This is a genomic window from Streptomyces sp. NPDC060035 (assembly GCF_042736635.1).
In the GTDB taxonomy this organism is placed as follows: Bacteria; Actinomycetota; Actinomycetes; order Streptomycetales; family Streptomycetaceae; genus Streptomyces.
The window spans coordinates 40,927-53,821 of the sequence record NZ_JBHWVO010000029.1 but is presented as its reverse complement, the minus strand read 5'-3'; the positions used below and the strand labels follow the sequence as shown (position 1 = coordinate 53,821).

General features: G+C 64.6%; 16 protein-coding genes. 4 read left to right on the top strand and 12 right to left on the bottom strand.

Annotated features, from left to right (window positions below):
- Positions 1-1,155, bottom strand: a complete 1,155-nt coding sequence (locus ACFWBQ_RS32475) for a hypothetical protein (RefSeq protein ID WP_385505221.1) — start codon at positions 1,153-1,155, stop codon at positions 1-3.
- Positions 1,152-1,724: a DUF4365 domain-containing protein gene (locus ACFWBQ_RS32470; RefSeq protein ID WP_385505219.1), complete on the bottom strand. Its 573-nt coding sequence runs from the start codon at positions 1,722-1,724 to the stop codon at positions 1,152-1,154. Before ACFWBQ_RS32470 ends, ACFWBQ_RS32475 begins: the two co-directional genes overlap by 4 nt.
- An 891-nt stretch (positions 1,725-2,615) precedes the next feature.
- Here ACFWBQ_RS32470 and ACFWBQ_RS32465 point away from each other — a divergent pair.
- Positions 2,616-3,053, top strand: a complete 438-nt coding sequence (locus ACFWBQ_RS32465) for a hypothetical protein (protein ID WP_385505216.1) — start codon at positions 2,616-2,618, stop codon at positions 3,051-3,053.
- Between the two features lie 323 nt (positions 3,054-3,376).
- Entirely contained in the window at positions 3,377-3,631 is a 255-nt protein-coding gene (locus tag ACFWBQ_RS32460) for a DUF6233 domain-containing protein (RefSeq protein WP_385505213.1), read from the top strand.
- A gap of 126 nt (positions 3,632-3,757) precedes the next feature.
- On the opposite strand, the gene ACFWBQ_RS32455 is transcribed toward ACFWBQ_RS32460, so the two are convergent.
- Positions 3,758-4,558, bottom strand: a complete 801-nt coding sequence (locus tag ACFWBQ_RS32455; RefSeq protein WP_385505208.1) for a hypothetical protein — start codon at positions 4,556-4,558, stop codon at positions 3,758-3,760.
- A 1,052-nt stretch (positions 4,559-5,610) separates the two neighbouring features.
- Between ACFWBQ_RS32455 and ACFWBQ_RS32450 the strand changes: the two genes are divergently transcribed.
- Positions 5,611-5,835, top strand: coding sequence for a hypothetical protein (locus ACFWBQ_RS32450; RefSeq protein WP_385505206.1), 225 nt, complete (start codon positions 5,611-5,613; stop codon positions 5,833-5,835).
- Positions 5,836-5,888: 53 nt separating this feature from the next.
- On the opposite strand, the gene ACFWBQ_RS32445 is transcribed toward ACFWBQ_RS32450, so the two are convergent.
- A complete protein-coding gene (locus tag ACFWBQ_RS32445) occupies positions 5,889-6,431 on the bottom strand; it encodes a hypothetical protein (protein WP_385505203.1) in 543 nt (180 codons plus the stop codon).
- On the bottom strand, positions 6,428-7,018 hold the full coding sequence (locus ACFWBQ_RS32440; RefSeq protein WP_385505200.1) for a hypothetical protein: 591 nt from the start codon (positions 7,016-7,018) through the stop codon (positions 6,428-6,430). Before ACFWBQ_RS32440 ends, ACFWBQ_RS32445 begins: the two co-directional genes overlap by 4 nt.
- 346 nt (positions 7,019-7,364) lie before the next feature.
- On the opposite strand from ACFWBQ_RS32440, the gene ACFWBQ_RS32435 reads away from it, so the two are divergent.
- Positions 7,365-7,745: a winged helix-turn-helix transcriptional regulator gene (locus tag ACFWBQ_RS32435; protein WP_385505367.1), complete on the top strand. Its 381-nt coding sequence runs from the start codon at positions 7,365-7,367 to the stop codon at positions 7,743-7,745.
- A gap of 3 nt (positions 7,746-7,748) precedes the next feature.
- Here ACFWBQ_RS32435 and mutM read toward each other — a convergent pair whose 3' ends face one another.
- From mutM to rsmD, 7 genes are all read right to left on the bottom strand, one after another.
- Positions 7,749-8,606 (bottom strand): bifunctional DNA-formamidopyrimidine glycosylase/DNA-(apurinic or apyrimidinic site) lyase, encoded by an 858-nt coding sequence (mutM, locus tag ACFWBQ_RS32430; protein WP_385505197.1) that lies wholly within the window; start codon positions 8,604-8,606, stop codon positions 7,749-7,751.
- 89 nt (positions 8,607-8,695) lie between these two features.
- Positions 8,696-9,520 (bottom strand): ribonuclease III, encoded by an 825-nt coding sequence (gene rnc, locus ACFWBQ_RS32425; protein ID WP_385505192.1) that lies wholly within the window; start codon positions 9,518-9,520, stop codon positions 8,696-8,698.
- A gap of 19 nt (positions 9,521-9,539) precedes the next feature.
- Positions 9,540-9,713, bottom strand: a complete 174-nt coding sequence (gene rpmF / locus ACFWBQ_RS32420) for a 50S ribosomal protein L32 (protein ID WP_003965982.1) — start codon at positions 9,711-9,713, stop codon at positions 9,540-9,542.
- Positions 9,714-9,715: 2 nt separating this feature from the next.
- On the bottom strand, positions 9,716-10,381 hold the full coding sequence (locus ACFWBQ_RS32415) for a YceD family protein (RefSeq protein WP_385505188.1): 666 nt from the start codon (positions 10,379-10,381) through the stop codon (positions 9,716-9,718).
- A 149-nt stretch (positions 10,382-10,530) separates the two neighbouring features.
- Complete coding sequence (locus ACFWBQ_RS32410; RefSeq protein ID WP_385505185.1) at positions 10,531-11,685, bottom strand: cell division initiation protein; 1,155 nt, start codon at positions 11,683-11,685, stop codon at positions 10,531-10,533.
- 97 nt (positions 11,686-11,782) lie between these two features.
- The gene (gene coaD / locus ACFWBQ_RS32405; RefSeq protein ID WP_385505364.1) at positions 11,783-12,262 is read right to left on the bottom strand and encodes a pantetheine-phosphate adenylyltransferase; all 480 of its coding nucleotides are present in this window, start codon (positions 12,260-12,262) and stop codon (positions 11,783-11,785) included.
- Between the two features lie 26 nt (positions 12,263-12,288).
- Positions 12,289-12,873 (bottom strand): 16S rRNA (guanine(966)-N(2))-methyltransferase RsmD, encoded by a 585-nt coding sequence (gene rsmD / locus ACFWBQ_RS32400; protein WP_385505182.1) that lies wholly within the window; start codon positions 12,871-12,873, stop codon positions 12,289-12,291.
- Positions 12,874-12,895 lie beyond the last annotated feature (22 nt).

Genomic DNA, 12,895 nt, shown 5'->3' with positions numbered 1-12,895 from the left:
TCACGTGGCCTCAGGTCGCACCCTGAAACCGACCGGATGTTGCAGGACGTATCGATTGCCTCGCCTTACAAGACTTCCGGTAACGGAAACTGTTGAGTAGCTGTCATGGGCGCGGGTCGCCAGAGAATAATCACTCTCGGTCAGGTCAAGCCAGATTCGCCTGAGGCGGTCGTTAGTTCCTCCTTCGACGATCCCCGCAATGCTGATTTCTCCTGCACCCAGGGCTCCCTCTCGGTGCAGGCGGACTACGGAGCCAACGACTGTCACGTCCTCTTCCGGAGCCGCAGCTCTAAGTTCCTGCGCCGCTTCACGGAGTACGGTCACCTGGTCACGGTTCAAGCCGATCGGACCCGTCGGCTCGACTGGGCGAGAAAGGGCCCACGAAAAGTCAATACGGACGTCACCGCTGTCAGGCGAAGTGAAGCCAGCCAGTGCCTCACAGAGATTGGCGTTAACGCCCTTTTCGGCGCGCTCCGTAAAAGCACTGATATCGACTCGTCGCTGAATCACATCGTCAGCCGCAGAAACTGCAGCGCTCGTAGCCTCCCGCAATTTTAGCGACACGCGCCGCTGAAATGGCTGGCTCAGGAGTCTCACCTGCGGATGGTCTACTTCGATCTCAGTCTGCCCGATTCGAGGCGGGACCGGAATGTAGACGGTGAGAATATAACTGCCTTCGAGGGTGGGGCCGAGTCGGACGGAACGCATGAAGTCCAACGCAGCCGCCGGCTTGCGGGCAGGTTGAACCAGGCGGATTCCGTCTGTGCTGGCCGCCACGGCACCAGAGAGCACCCACTGACGCAAGCTCTCGAACGCTTTGACGCCTTCATCGATTGGCGTCGTTCCCGGATCTCCTGCCGGATCAGTGCGCACGTATTGAACATCCGCATCTGATACTGAGATTTCCAAAGAGATTTGGGATTCGCTTCTCCCCTCAGCTGCGGCGAGAGTCGAAAGTAGTGTCCGGATGTGCGAGGCGTACCCTCGCATTCTGCGATGGCGAGGCACGAACACCTCGTACGACTCGTCGTGAGCCGTCCACAGCGTTCCACCGCCTTGCTCGTGCGCGTCCCATCCTCGGGAGGTCAGATATAGGGAAATCCTCTGAGGGTCGCTTGCTTGTGCGAAGTTAAACGTGCCAGCATCCGTAATCACGACGAAATCCTACTTTCGGTAAGTTCTCCCTTTACGAGTTGAATCAGAGTCTCCACCGTGAGGAGATTTTCTCGTGGTACGTGAACCGATTTGTTTGCTTGTTTGTCTGGATCGATCGCATCACGGTCCATGAGATTTACCCAGTAGATGGCATGGTGAAAATTGCTCGAATCAGGACTGGATATTACGTAGCTGGTCTTCTCGGGTGGGGTGTGAGCTAGGAAGAGGTAGCGGCGAAGGGGGAGCTCTTCGCCCACCGTGCCGATAAGGTCATTGTAGTTTTTTACGGGTATGGAATACGAGAAGTTGTCTTCCACGTATTTCGGGTTGCAGCACGATTTGACCTGAGCTTCGATCAGAGGATAGCGAGTTGTGCCAACCATTCCAGGGAAGCCAATTTGGATATCTACCCCATCGACATCAAGGCTCCGTTTTCCAGGATTTAGTCCTGCGGCGCAAGATAATGCCCACACCAATCCTTCAGCGAAATGCCCCTGCCAAACCTCGCTGTTCAGCCCCACTCGTTGTCCTCCCGCCGTGCGGCGCAGGCCCACCCCTTGATCAGTCATCGTCAGGGATGGGTAGCGTGTCGCGCAATGGCGCCGAAGGTGTAGAGGTGTGCGTGATCGTGCCATGGCGGCTCCCGTTCAGGGTGCTCCAACTCGCGACCAGTGTGGCCTCCTTCGCTGACAATCGCTCAGCCCAGCGCAGTCCCTCACCCATGCGAGTCTCCTCAGGCAGTGCGGACCTGACATCAGCTTCTGACATCAACGTCCCTGGACGATGGCGCACAACCACGGTCGAAAGCGTGGCGTTCTAGGGCCCTACAGGAGCCGATACGCTCGACTTGGGGCTCTCAATGCGAGGGGGCACCCGCCTACGGATCGGATCCGCGAACACCTCCCGCGGCTCCGGCCGGGCGAGCAAGTGTCCCAACCTCTCGGTGAGCGAGGGTAGTTCCTCCGCTCCCTCCATGTGCTCCGGCGCCACATCGACCAGCATGACCAGGCAACGACATCACCGATCAACAGTCACAAGATCTGAGGCTGTAGTACTGGGCTGAGTTCCGTTCCTGCCGTTCCTCATCAAAACGCTTACCGTCCCGCCGATGGTGTCCCGCCGGGCCATGCACAGGGCTGCGCCAGCAGCGGATAGGGCCCAGCTGCCACAACAACGTTGATGGATACCGACCACCAGTCCGTGACGAGTGACCTCCTTCGAACCTCCTCTCGTTTCTCCTGTTCCTTGGACATCGGCTCGCCCCGGTCGCGTACCTCACCACGTCGGCCTACCGTAGAGATCGCGGGACGTCAGCAGGTTTGACCCCACGAGTTCAACGAGTGCATGGCGAAATGCTCAGTGAGACCCGCTGCGTCCTCTCCACCCAACCACGGGTCCTCCGAACGTGGCACAGCGCCGAGTTCGGAGGATTATCGTCACCATGGAATTGGAGCTGAACCATGGCACTCACCGCCCTATGGACGCACGGCAACGCGGTCGTACCCGAATCGCCGCAGCAGTTGGTGAAGTTCACTCGGTTCGGCTTCGGCACCGACGTCAAATCGGCTCAGAACGTTCCGACGATGTGGTTTCATGCGCCGATGCCAACCCCGCCGTTCCTAAACGGTCAACGTCCAAAGCTTCGGCGAGTCATACTTCTCGGCAAGTCGGGCGACGTCAGCAGCGCCATTCGTAGGGTTCACATCTTCGATGGAAACGATCGAGTCCAGGATAAGAGCGTCCTCATTGGCGGCGACAACCTGAACTTCAACGAAGAATGTGTTGTTCAGACCGGCAGCCAACCAATATTTAAGGGGCTTGGCATAACGATGTTCCTAGACGCCAGCAGCGGCTCGTTCTCGTACTTCTTCGCCGCCTTTGGCGCCGACTGGGAGTAGAGCGCGAAGGCACCTGCAAGTCGGGGTACGTGCGGCGTCAGGCGACAGCCAGTAACCTGGTCTGCGTAACTCTCGGCACCCGCGCCCAAACCAAGGACGCCCACGCCAAGAGCCGAGTGGCGAGCAGACCCACTGCTGGGAAGCCCCGATCTCTGACCGATCCATGCCGACGACGGAACCACGTCGGCGCCGAACGTGCAGATCCTGGCGTGTGGGAAAGGGTCACCTGCGGGCCGTGCCGGCGGCCCTGACATCAACGGCTGACATCAACAGGCACGCACAATGGCGGACCGCTGGCGTATCAGCTGCAGCGGACGGACACGGTGATCCGGGAGCTGGCGGCCCAGGAGCAGCAGAACCGGCACCGTGCGGAGCAAGCCCGCCAGGATCAGGGGTGGAAGATCCAGCCGAAGCGCGGTGAGGCGCCGCCGGTGCTGCACCGGGGTGGCTGCGCCACGTGCAAGGTCAAGGATGGAATATTGCTGGACCCCGGGCAGGCCCGGCTTGCGGTGACGCACGAGACGTACATCCTCATGTGCGAGATCTGCACCCCTCAGACAGACCTGCAGGACGGGTAGGGCCACCAGCACGAGTCACCCTTAAGCGACCCCCTGCACTTTCCCTGCCGGGGGTCGCTTCGGTGGTGGGTCAGCGCCCTGCGATCAGCCAAAGGATCAGCACGGCGTCCACAGGTGTCGTCGATCTTAACTTCGCACCATTGGATTAACGGTGGAGATCTGGACGTCAACCGGAGGCTGGTCCGGAGGTGGCCCCGAGATCATCGCCTGCACGAGAACAGTTAGAACCTCAGCCCGTTGTTCGCTGGTTAGTTCAGAATCGACGATCAAGCGCTCGGCTGCCAGATACCTGGAGAATTCCAGCGGCTGATCAAAATACCGCTGCAAATGTGCTGCAGCGGATTCCTGCGAGCGGATGAAGGTGCGGCTTACAAAACCCGCAAGGGCGGCAGAAACCGAACCCAAAACTGCGGCAGCCGCACTGGTGGCAGTACTGTCGGCTTTCAGGGCCAACACGGTAAAGCCAACCAGTAAGGCGAAGCCGATAAGCATGGCCGCCTGCGCATTCCGGAACGACTTCTTCGCTTGACCTAGTGCAATCCCGTGATACTGGTGCAACCTTGCATGGGTCACAGTCCAAAGGCTAGCTAGAGCAAGGTGCGAGCGGTCCCGCTCAGAGGTTCCCGGCGTCACAGTCCTCTGTGCCAGCGAAGCCTCCAATTGCTCCTCTGCAACTTGGACGCGGGTCACAGATTCTTCCGGCCGCTGAGGCATTCCGGAAAAAAAACGAGCAAGGCCGAAAAAGAAAAGCGATCCGAAGATCCACAGGATGCAGAACCAGAAGTCCCATGTATCAACGGGGGCGAATAGCAGTTGCCCGCTCTCGCTCTTTCTGAAATAGCTGCCCGCAATAAGGACTTCCAGGAAGCCGAAGGTGTTAAGGAAGCGGCGGGTGTACTTGGCCTGCTTAGGGGTGAGGATGCCCACTTGCTCGTCTGGCGGTGACGGTTCCGTTTGAGGTGGAACTTCGTCCTCCGCTGGAGCACTTTGGTGGGGCAGGACAGAGTTATCAGACAATTCTCCCCCTGGGGCGGTTACCCGGTGCAAGCCCGATCAGGTCCACACTGACGCGTGAGGATAGCGCGCCAGGTAAATCTAGTGGCCAACTTGATGGCCGTTCACTGCTCAGCAACCGTCCTGACCATGCGTGTCGGATGGGATGAACCTCTGATGCGCCAGCAACGCTCTCCCAGATCGGGTGAACCTTGCCCTGCAGCTACCGGGAAGGAACCGCTGGTGAGAGTCTCTGGGCAGACGCTGGCGGGTGGGCCTGGTCAAGGCGGCGAAACGTCCACCTGGTCTGGCTTCGCGGGTCGACTTCGGCACCGCAAAATTCCTCGGCTGCACGGTCGGACGAGTGCTGCTGACCGGAGAGCACTCAGCCCGGAAACCGATCTGCTGGGGGTAGTGCCGAGGTTCGCCCAAAAGCGCGAGCTGATGCCCGTCGGAGCCCATCCGCTCAGCCGCCGACGCAGCCTCCTCCTGCGTCGGCGCGAAGAAGAGATGCAGCTCGTGCGGCCAACCTCTGCCAGAACGGCCAGCGATGGGGCGAAACGGCGCGCCTGCCGAAGTCAGTGCAGCGCCAGGACGGCTCGCGTTGTCCTGGTCTTTGTTCAGTCCGCTGGCAGACTCCACCGTTCGCCGCTGTACGCGCACCCCGCGTGACTTGCTACGTGAACGGCCACGGACGCCCCCGAACGGCCACGCGGACAGTTGGAAAGCGTGTTGGCGAAGTGGCAGCGAGGGCCAGCCGGACGGCCAGACGTGGGCCATGTGCGGGCCAGACCAGATGCCTGGGGAGACGCTTTGGGGGTAAGTGCAGGTCAGCGCGCTGTCAGTTGTCTGGGCTGAACGGTCTTGAAAGCCGTTCCTGGGGTCGTATGCGCGGTCTCTGGCCTACGACCGGGCGCCCGGTTCTCGCCCTGCAGGCGCAGCCGGCCCGGGCTGCGATATGCGACGACTGGTCGCAGCATGGACCCATGGCAGCGGCGCCAATTGTCGTACACCGGCCGTCCCCCACGGGCGGCCGACGGGTGACCGTGCGCCGCGTCGGGAGAGACGAGACCCTCGGCCTGGCCCATTCCGATCATGACCTGGTCGTGTTCCTCGAAGGCGCGGGGATCCTCGATCCGGAACTGATCGTCGACGATCCAGTGTGGGTCGAGTGGCGGGGAAGCCGCGCCCACCAGTGGGACGCGGCCTAATTATGGGCCACACTCGTGCCCCGCCGCCAACGGCAGTGCAAGAGGCCAGGCGGTCAGACCAGAGGGGGCGGAGGTGCGTTGCCGGCCCCGCGTGCGGACCGGCCAGCCTCTCGCACATCAGCATCTGTGCTACGCCGCAACACAAAGATCCGCAGCAGGGACAGCAGACTCGGACCACACAGCGCGCCGGCGATCCAACCGTTCGTCGGCATCGCGTACAGCCCACCGCCGAGCATGAGGACCGAAAGAGCGACCGCGGAGTGCAGCAGCCGCATGCGGTACTTATGGTTGCGGGCGTCTATTTTCTCGCGAGCTCCGCGCTCATTCTCTGCCTCGGTCGCCAGTTCGCGGCGTTGCGCCTCGGCTTCCTCCGCGGCCGCCTTCCGAGCCGAGTCAGCTTCCTGTAGGTCGATTCGGAGCTTACTCAGCTCGTGCTCTCGTCGCAGTTGCGGTTCAAGTGCTTTCAACGCGACCTGGAGCTGCTCAGGCCCGCCGAGCGCTGCGCCCCACTGGGCGGCGATCCCGAGCCCAGCGGACAGAATCGGATCAGTGCTGCGAACACCCGGGAGCTGAGCGGATTGATCTTCGAGGCTCATGCTCGCACCCCTCCGTCGCCGCCGCCGCCCACCGGCACATAGTCGTTGTCCGAGGGGGTGGGAGGCGGTCCAAGCCGGAGAAACAGGCGGGCCAAGGCGTGATTCAAGGCGTCTGCTGCGGGCGCGGCAACGTCAGCGCTGTGCCCCTCCGGGTCATCGATGAAGAAGTCTCGGAGGCCCGCAGGGAGTGCGCGCTGCGCTGCGCGAACTTCCCTCCAGGCTTCAGCCCATGCGAGTTCCGGGTCGTAAGTAGGAGTTTGACCGAGAACGCGCTCCATTACGTCAATTTCGAGGGCAATATCCTCTGCACGGTAAATGCCTCGGCCAGCATTGAGTAGTGGCAAGAGCAGGTCGCTGACCCGCTTGATGGTCATGTCAATGTCAGCCTGCTGGCGGCTAGCCTTCGATCGAGCATGCTCAAGCTGCAGCATTACCCCCCCTGGCTCCCCGACGAAGTCAGTGACGCGCTGGAGGCAAAAGCTGATGACGATGCTGCTACGCATCCAGTCATCTAGTCGATTGCTTTCAATCGCAGCCGTAACGGCGATTCTCGCGACGCGATCCGCCAGGTCTCTAAACTCGTCCATGCGCCCCCCATGGTGTCTGCCAGTCAACCCTAGCCATACCGGGCGCCCGTCACTACACCCCTTCCGCACTGCCGTGGCCTGGGCCGTCCTGGGGCCGTCCGAGGGGCGCCAGCAACGACCAACGTTCACCACTGACGACCGCTCCACCGCCGGTCAGAACGATGGAGCGGCCAGGTTACGCAGGGCTCGGGCTCTGGGCCTCAGTTCTTCGGCTTCTGAGCTCGCCACGACCGCCTTACGCGTGTGCAGCGCTCACCACGAGTGAGCGCTGCACACGCGTAAGCTGACTGCCATGGGCGGGACAGACGCGGGCGGCACAGACGTGGGCGAGGCAGAGACGGACTCCATGCGCGACGGAACCGAAGTGCCGTTCGACGTGTTCTCCCGGAACTGCCCCTCGCGCGAGATGCTGGAGCACGTCACGGGCCGCTGGGGCAGTCTGACGCTGGGCGCCCTGTACGGGGGCAGCGTCCGCTTCAACGAACTGCGCCGTCGGATCGACGGCATCAGCGAGAAGATGCTCTCCCAGACATTGCACGCCCTGGAGCGCGACGGTCTGGTGCACAGGGAGGCCCAGCCCACCAATCCCCCGCGCGTCGACTACGAACTGACGCCCCTCGGCCGCGAGGTCACCGGACAGTTGCTGGCACTCATCCGGCTCGTGCAGGGCCGGATGCCCGAGGTACTCGATGCGCGCGGGCACTACGACGGTGCACACGGAGCCTGAGCCTCACGCCGTGCGCGGCGGACGCTGGCAGCGCGGGCAGAAGTAGCTGGAGCGGTTCATCCAGGGGCGACGGCGCATCGGCGTGCCGCAGCGGTGACACGGCTCGTCCTCCCGTCCGTACGCGTCGAGCGACCGGTCGAAGTAGCCGGACTCGCCGTTCACGTTGACATAGAGGCTGTCGAAGCTGGTGCCGCCCTGATCGAGCGCCTCGTGCATCACGGCCCGGACATGGCCCAGCAGCTCCGCCGACTTCGGCCGGGTCAGGGTCGCGGTGGGCCGCTCGTAGTGCAGCCGGCTGCGCCAGAGCGCCTCGTCCGCGTAGATGTTGCCGACCCCGCTGATCAGGGACTGGTCCAGCAGGGCGCGTTTGACCGTCGTACGGCGCAGGCGCAGCGCCGTGTGGAACGCGGCGTCGTCGAAGGCCGGGTCCAGGGGGTCGCGGGCGATGTGCGCGATGACATCGGGCAGACCCTCGGGGGTGTTCTCGTGGAGCGAGAGTCCGCCGAAGGTGCGCTGGTCGACGAAGCGCAGCTCGGTGCCGAGAGTGTCGTCGAAGCGGATCCTGATCCGCAGATGCTTCTCGTCGGGAGCCTCCCCCGGCTGCACCAGCAGTTGGCCGCTCATGCCGAGGTGACCGAGCAGCGAGGAGGACACCTCCTCCAGCGGCACCCAGAGGTACTTGCCGCGGCGCATCGCCGTGCCGAAGCGCAGACCCGTCAGCCGGGCGGCGAAGTCCGGCCCGCCCGCGAGGTGTCTGCGGACCGCACGCGGGTGCAGGACCTCGACCTCGTCGACGGTCCGCCCGGTGACCCAGCGCTCCAGACCGCGCCGTACGACTTCGACCTCGGGCAGTTCGGGCACGGCGGCGCTCCTTCGAAGACATGACGCAAGACGGCGCAAGACAGCGAAAACCCCCCGGTGCGCCAGGCACCGAGGGGCTGTCGGATGGTTCAGGCCGGAGCGGCGTCCGTGTTCGGCGACGGGTCGGCAGGAGGTTCGGTGACCCCTGCATCGGCAGCGGTCTTCTCTGCCGTCTCCCGTGCTTCTGCGGCGGCGCTGATCTCACGCCAGGCGGATTCTGCCGCCTGCTGCTCCGCTTCCTTCTTGCTACGGCCGGTGCCGGTGCCGTACGAGACACCACCGACGCGAGCAGCAGCAGTGAAGGTCTTCTCGTGATCGGGGCCGGTCTCCGTGACGAGGTACTCGGGAACTCCGAGGCTCTCGCTCGCGGTGAGCTCCTGGAGACTGGTCTTCCAGTCCAGGCCGGCTCCGAGGTTCGAGGACCTGTCGATCAGCGGGTCGAAGAGCCGGTGTACCAGCTCCGAGGCCACACTGAGGCCCTGGTCCAGATAGACGGCGCCGATCACCGCTTCAAGGGTGTCGGCGAGGATGGAAGCCTTGTCCCGGCCACCCGTGCCCTCTTCACCGCGGCCGAGCCGGATGAAGGAGCCGAGTTCGAGGCCGCGGCCCACTTCCGCAAGTGCACGCGAGTTGACCACCGCGGCCCGCAACTTGGCCAGCTGGCCTTCGGGCAGGTCGGGGTGGGTGCGGTACAGCGTGTCCGTGACCACCAGTCCGAGCACCGAATCCCCGAGGAATTCGAGCCGCTCGTTGGTGGGCAGACCGCCGTTCTCGTATGCGTACGAACGGTGGGTCAACGCACGCACCAGAAGGGCGGACTCGAGGTGGTACCCGAGCCGCCCTTCCAGAAGCGTGTGGGACGAGGCTGTGTTGACGTTGTCTGCCTGCTTCTTGGCGCTGGACAACTCAGACATCGGGCCTCTCACCAGCCGCTCAGACCTCGAGGACCTGGCGCTTGTTGTAGGTGCCGCAGCTCGGGCACGCAATGTGCTGGAGCTTCGGCTCCTGGCAACGCTCGCACGAAACCAGGGTGGGGACCGCAGCCTTCCACTGCGACCGGCGGTGGCGCGTGTTGCTGCGCGACATCTTCCGCTTCGGAACAGCCACGGCTACTTCTCCTGCTTCTCGTCGACGCCAGGTTCGGCGCCGCCCATGTTGTCCTTCTCGCCGTCCTGAACGGTCTCGGCGAGTCCTTGCAGTGCCGCCCAACGTGCGTCGACGGCATCGTGGTGGTGGCCCGGATTCTCGTCCAGCCTGATTCCGCATTCGGAACACAGACCGGCACAGGTCTCCTTGCACACCGGCTGCATCGGCAGTGCGAGCACCACCGCATCACGCAGCACAGACTCGAGGTCGAACAAGCCGTCCTCGAGGAAGAACCTGTCCTCGTCGTCCTCGGCGTCGTCGACCGGGTCCGCGGTCCTGCTGCGGTTCCGGTCATCGGCGTCAGGGTACGAGAACATTTCCTGGAAGTCCGCTGCGATCTCAAGGCGCACCGGCTCCAGACACCTTACGCACTCCCCCTCGGCCGTTGCACGGGCGGTGCCTGTGACGAGCACCCCTTCCATGACCGATTCGAGGCGGAGGTCCAGCGCCACGGGCGCCTTCTCCGGCACACCGATGACCCCGTCGATACCGAGGTCCTTCGGCGCTTCCACCGAGCGGGGCAGCCGCTTCAGGGCACCGGGACGCCGACCCAGCTCGCGCGTATCGAACACGAGGGGGTTGCGGTGGTCGAGGTGACCGTTCAGGGCTTTTCCTGCTTTCGAAATCATGTGCAATGTTCAGCTTCCGGAGGGACCGCCCCGATTCCGGAGAGGAAGAGGGCAGCCGGGATCGCGGCATACGCGCGACCGAACAACCAGGATACTGGACGTACCGCCCAGCTCCCAATCCGGTCCGGTCTGCCGCCGGCGCGATCCGGTCAGCGCCCCTGTTCGTACCGGCGCAGCTGCTCCAGGTCGATCATGCTGGTGTCGAAGAGGCTGGTCTCGTCGAGCGCGCTCTCGCCCTGCGGCAGGGGGGCCTGGGCCTGCTGCGGCCAGCCGTACTCCTGCTGGGGCTGCGCCTGGAGCCCGCTCTGGTCGTAGCCCTGCTGCTGGTAGGCGGCGTACGGGTCCGGCTGCTGCTGGTAGCCGTAGCCGTCCTGCTGGACCGGCTGGTCCTGGTAGGCGTACGTCTGCGCGTACTGCGGCTCCGGCTGGGCCTGCACCGGGAAGCCCGCCTGCGAGGGGTCCTGGTAGTCCGGTACCGCGCCGTCCCGGTAGTCCGCCACCGGCGCGTAGCCCGGCTGTGCGGGCTCCGCGTAGAGGGGCTGCTGGGGTGTGTGCTGCGGCTGGGGGGTGGCGAGCTCGGCCAGGCCCGCCCAGTGGTCCTCGTCGCTGGTGCGCTGGTGGCCGCCCGCGGCGTCCTGGGCCGCCATGTGCGCGCCGAGGTCGTCGGTGGCGACCCGGCCGTGCAGTTTCTGCCGGCCCCGGCCGACGGCTTCCAGAGTCTTGGCGAGCACTGCCTCGAAGGCGCCGAGCTTGGTGTCGACGTAGTCGTCCGCGCGCCGCCTGAGCGTCTCGGGGTCGGCGCTGCGCTCGGGCGCCTCGGCGAAGTCCGGGTCCTCGTAGCCCTGCTCGTCGAGCCCTTCGCTGCGGCCCAGGAGCTTCTCCCGGCCGCGGTCGACGGAACCGATGGTCTTGGTGAGGACGACCTCGAAGTTGGCGAGCTTGCTGTCGACGTACTCGTCGGCCTCGCCGCGGACCTCATCGGCCTCCCTGCGGGCCTCGGAGAGGATCCGGTCGGCCTCGGCCTGGGACCGCCGCGCGATCTCGGTGTCGGAGATCAGCGAGCCGCGCTGGGCATGGGCCGACTCGATGATCCGCTCGGCCTCCTGCCTGGCCTGCTCCACGAGCTGCTCACGGCCGCCGATGAGCTCCTCGGCGTGGGCCAGCGAGCCGGGCAGCGCCTCGCGCACCTCTTCGAGCATCGCGAGCAGCTCGGCGCGGTTGATCACACAGGACGCCGACATGGGCATGGCGCGGGCGTTCCCGACCGTTTCGACGATCTCGTCGAGCTTCTTCTGCACGTCCACCGTGTGCTCGCCACTCTCTGCTGCTGTTGGAGACGGACGGGACGACTGTAAGGCCAGTCGCCTCCCGTCCGACACCTGGTGACGGACGGTCAGCACATCACTTCTGACCGAGACGCTCCACGAGGGCCTCATGGACGGGCGGCGGCAGCAGGTGCGAGACATCGCCACCCCAGGTCGCCACCTCCTTGACCAGGGAGGACGACAGGAAACTGTAGGTGGGGTTGGTCGGCACGAAGAGTGTCTCGACCCCGGAGAGCCCGTTGTTCATCTGGGCCATCTGCAGCTCGTAGTCGAAGTCGCTGACGGCCCGCAGGCCCTTCACGATCGCCGGGATGTCACGCTGCTTGCAGAAGTCGACCAGCAGGCCGTGGAAGGACTCGACCTCGACGTTGCCGAAGTCCGCGGTGACCTCGCGGATCATCTCGATCCGCTCCTCGACCGTGAACAGGCCGTTCTTGGACTGGTTGATCATCACCGCGACGTGCACGACGTCGTACAGCTTCGAGGCTCGGCCAATGATGTCGAGATGTCCGTTGGTGATGGGGTCGAAGGACCCCGGACAGACGGCGCGGCGCAACGTGTTTCCCTCGCTCTCCGATGCGGTCATCGTGCGTCTTCGCACGTAGAGGCGGCGCGACCGTACCAAAGCGTTCCCTCGCCGTAGCGACGGGCCCGCAGTGGCTCGAATCCCGTCGGCCAGCTGAATTCGCCGCCTCTGGTGCTCCGCTCCACCGTGACGAGAGCATCGTCGCTGAGCCACCCCTGAGCACGGAGTGTGAGCAGTATCTCGCCAAGATCGCCATCGGTGACGGCGTACGGAGGGTCGAGGAAAACCACGTCATAGGGGTCCGCCGGCGCCTGCCCTGTCACGATCTGTTCCGCTTTGCCTGCACGGACTTCGGCGCCGGGCAGACCAAGGGTGCGGACGTTGTCACGGACGGTACGCACGGCCTTGGCGTCGGCCTCGACGAGCAGCGCGTGGACCGCACCGCGGGAGAGCGCCTCGAGGCCAACGGCGCCGGAGCCCGCGTAGAGATCGGCGATACGGATGCCTTCGAGGGTGCCCAGGAACGCTTCCCAGGTGGAGAACAGGCCTTCGCGCGCACGGTCGGACGTGGGGCGGGTGCCGGTGCCGGGCGGGACGGCCAGGCGGCGTCCGCCGGCCGAGCCGGCGATCACGCGGGTCATGGGTGTCTGGTCCTCGGGTCGC

Excerpts from the sequence above, each read along its gene's own strand:
- rnc (WP_385505192.1), bottom strand. The coding sequence starts at position 9,520 with ATGTCTGAGTTGTCCAGCGCCAAGAAGCAGGCAGACAACGTCAACACA.
- ACFWBQ_RS32465 (WP_385505216.1), top strand. The coding sequence starts at position 2,616 with ATGGCACTCACCGCCCTATGGACGCACGGCAACGCGGTCGTACCCGAA.
- ACFWBQ_RS32445 (WP_385505203.1), bottom strand. The coding sequence starts at position 6,431 with ATGAGCCTCGAAGATCAATCCGCTCAGCTCCCGGGTGTTCGCAGCACT.
- ACFWBQ_RS32435 (WP_385505367.1), top strand. The coding sequence starts at position 7,365 with ATGCGCGACGGAACCGAAGTGCCGTTCGACGTGTTCTCCCGGAACTGC.
- ACFWBQ_RS32470 (WP_385505219.1), bottom strand. The coding sequence starts at position 1,724 with ATGACTGATCAAGGGGTGGGCCTGCGCCGCACGGCGGGAGGACAACGA.
- ACFWBQ_RS32415 (WP_385505188.1), bottom strand. The coding sequence starts at position 10,381 with ATGATTTCGAAAGCAGGAAAAGCCCTGAACGGTCACCTCGACCACCGC.
- ACFWBQ_RS32450 (WP_385505206.1), top strand. The coding sequence starts at position 5,611 with ATGGCAGCGGCGCCAATTGTCGTACACCGGCCGTCCCCCACGGGCGGC.
- ACFWBQ_RS32440 (WP_385505200.1), bottom strand. The coding sequence starts at position 7,018 with ATGGACGAGTTTAGAGACCTGGCGGATCGCGTCGCGAGAATCGCCGTT.
- rsmD (WP_385505182.1), bottom strand. The coding sequence starts at position 12,873 with ATGACCCGCGTGATCGCCGGCTCGGCCGGCGGACGCCGCCTGGCCGTC.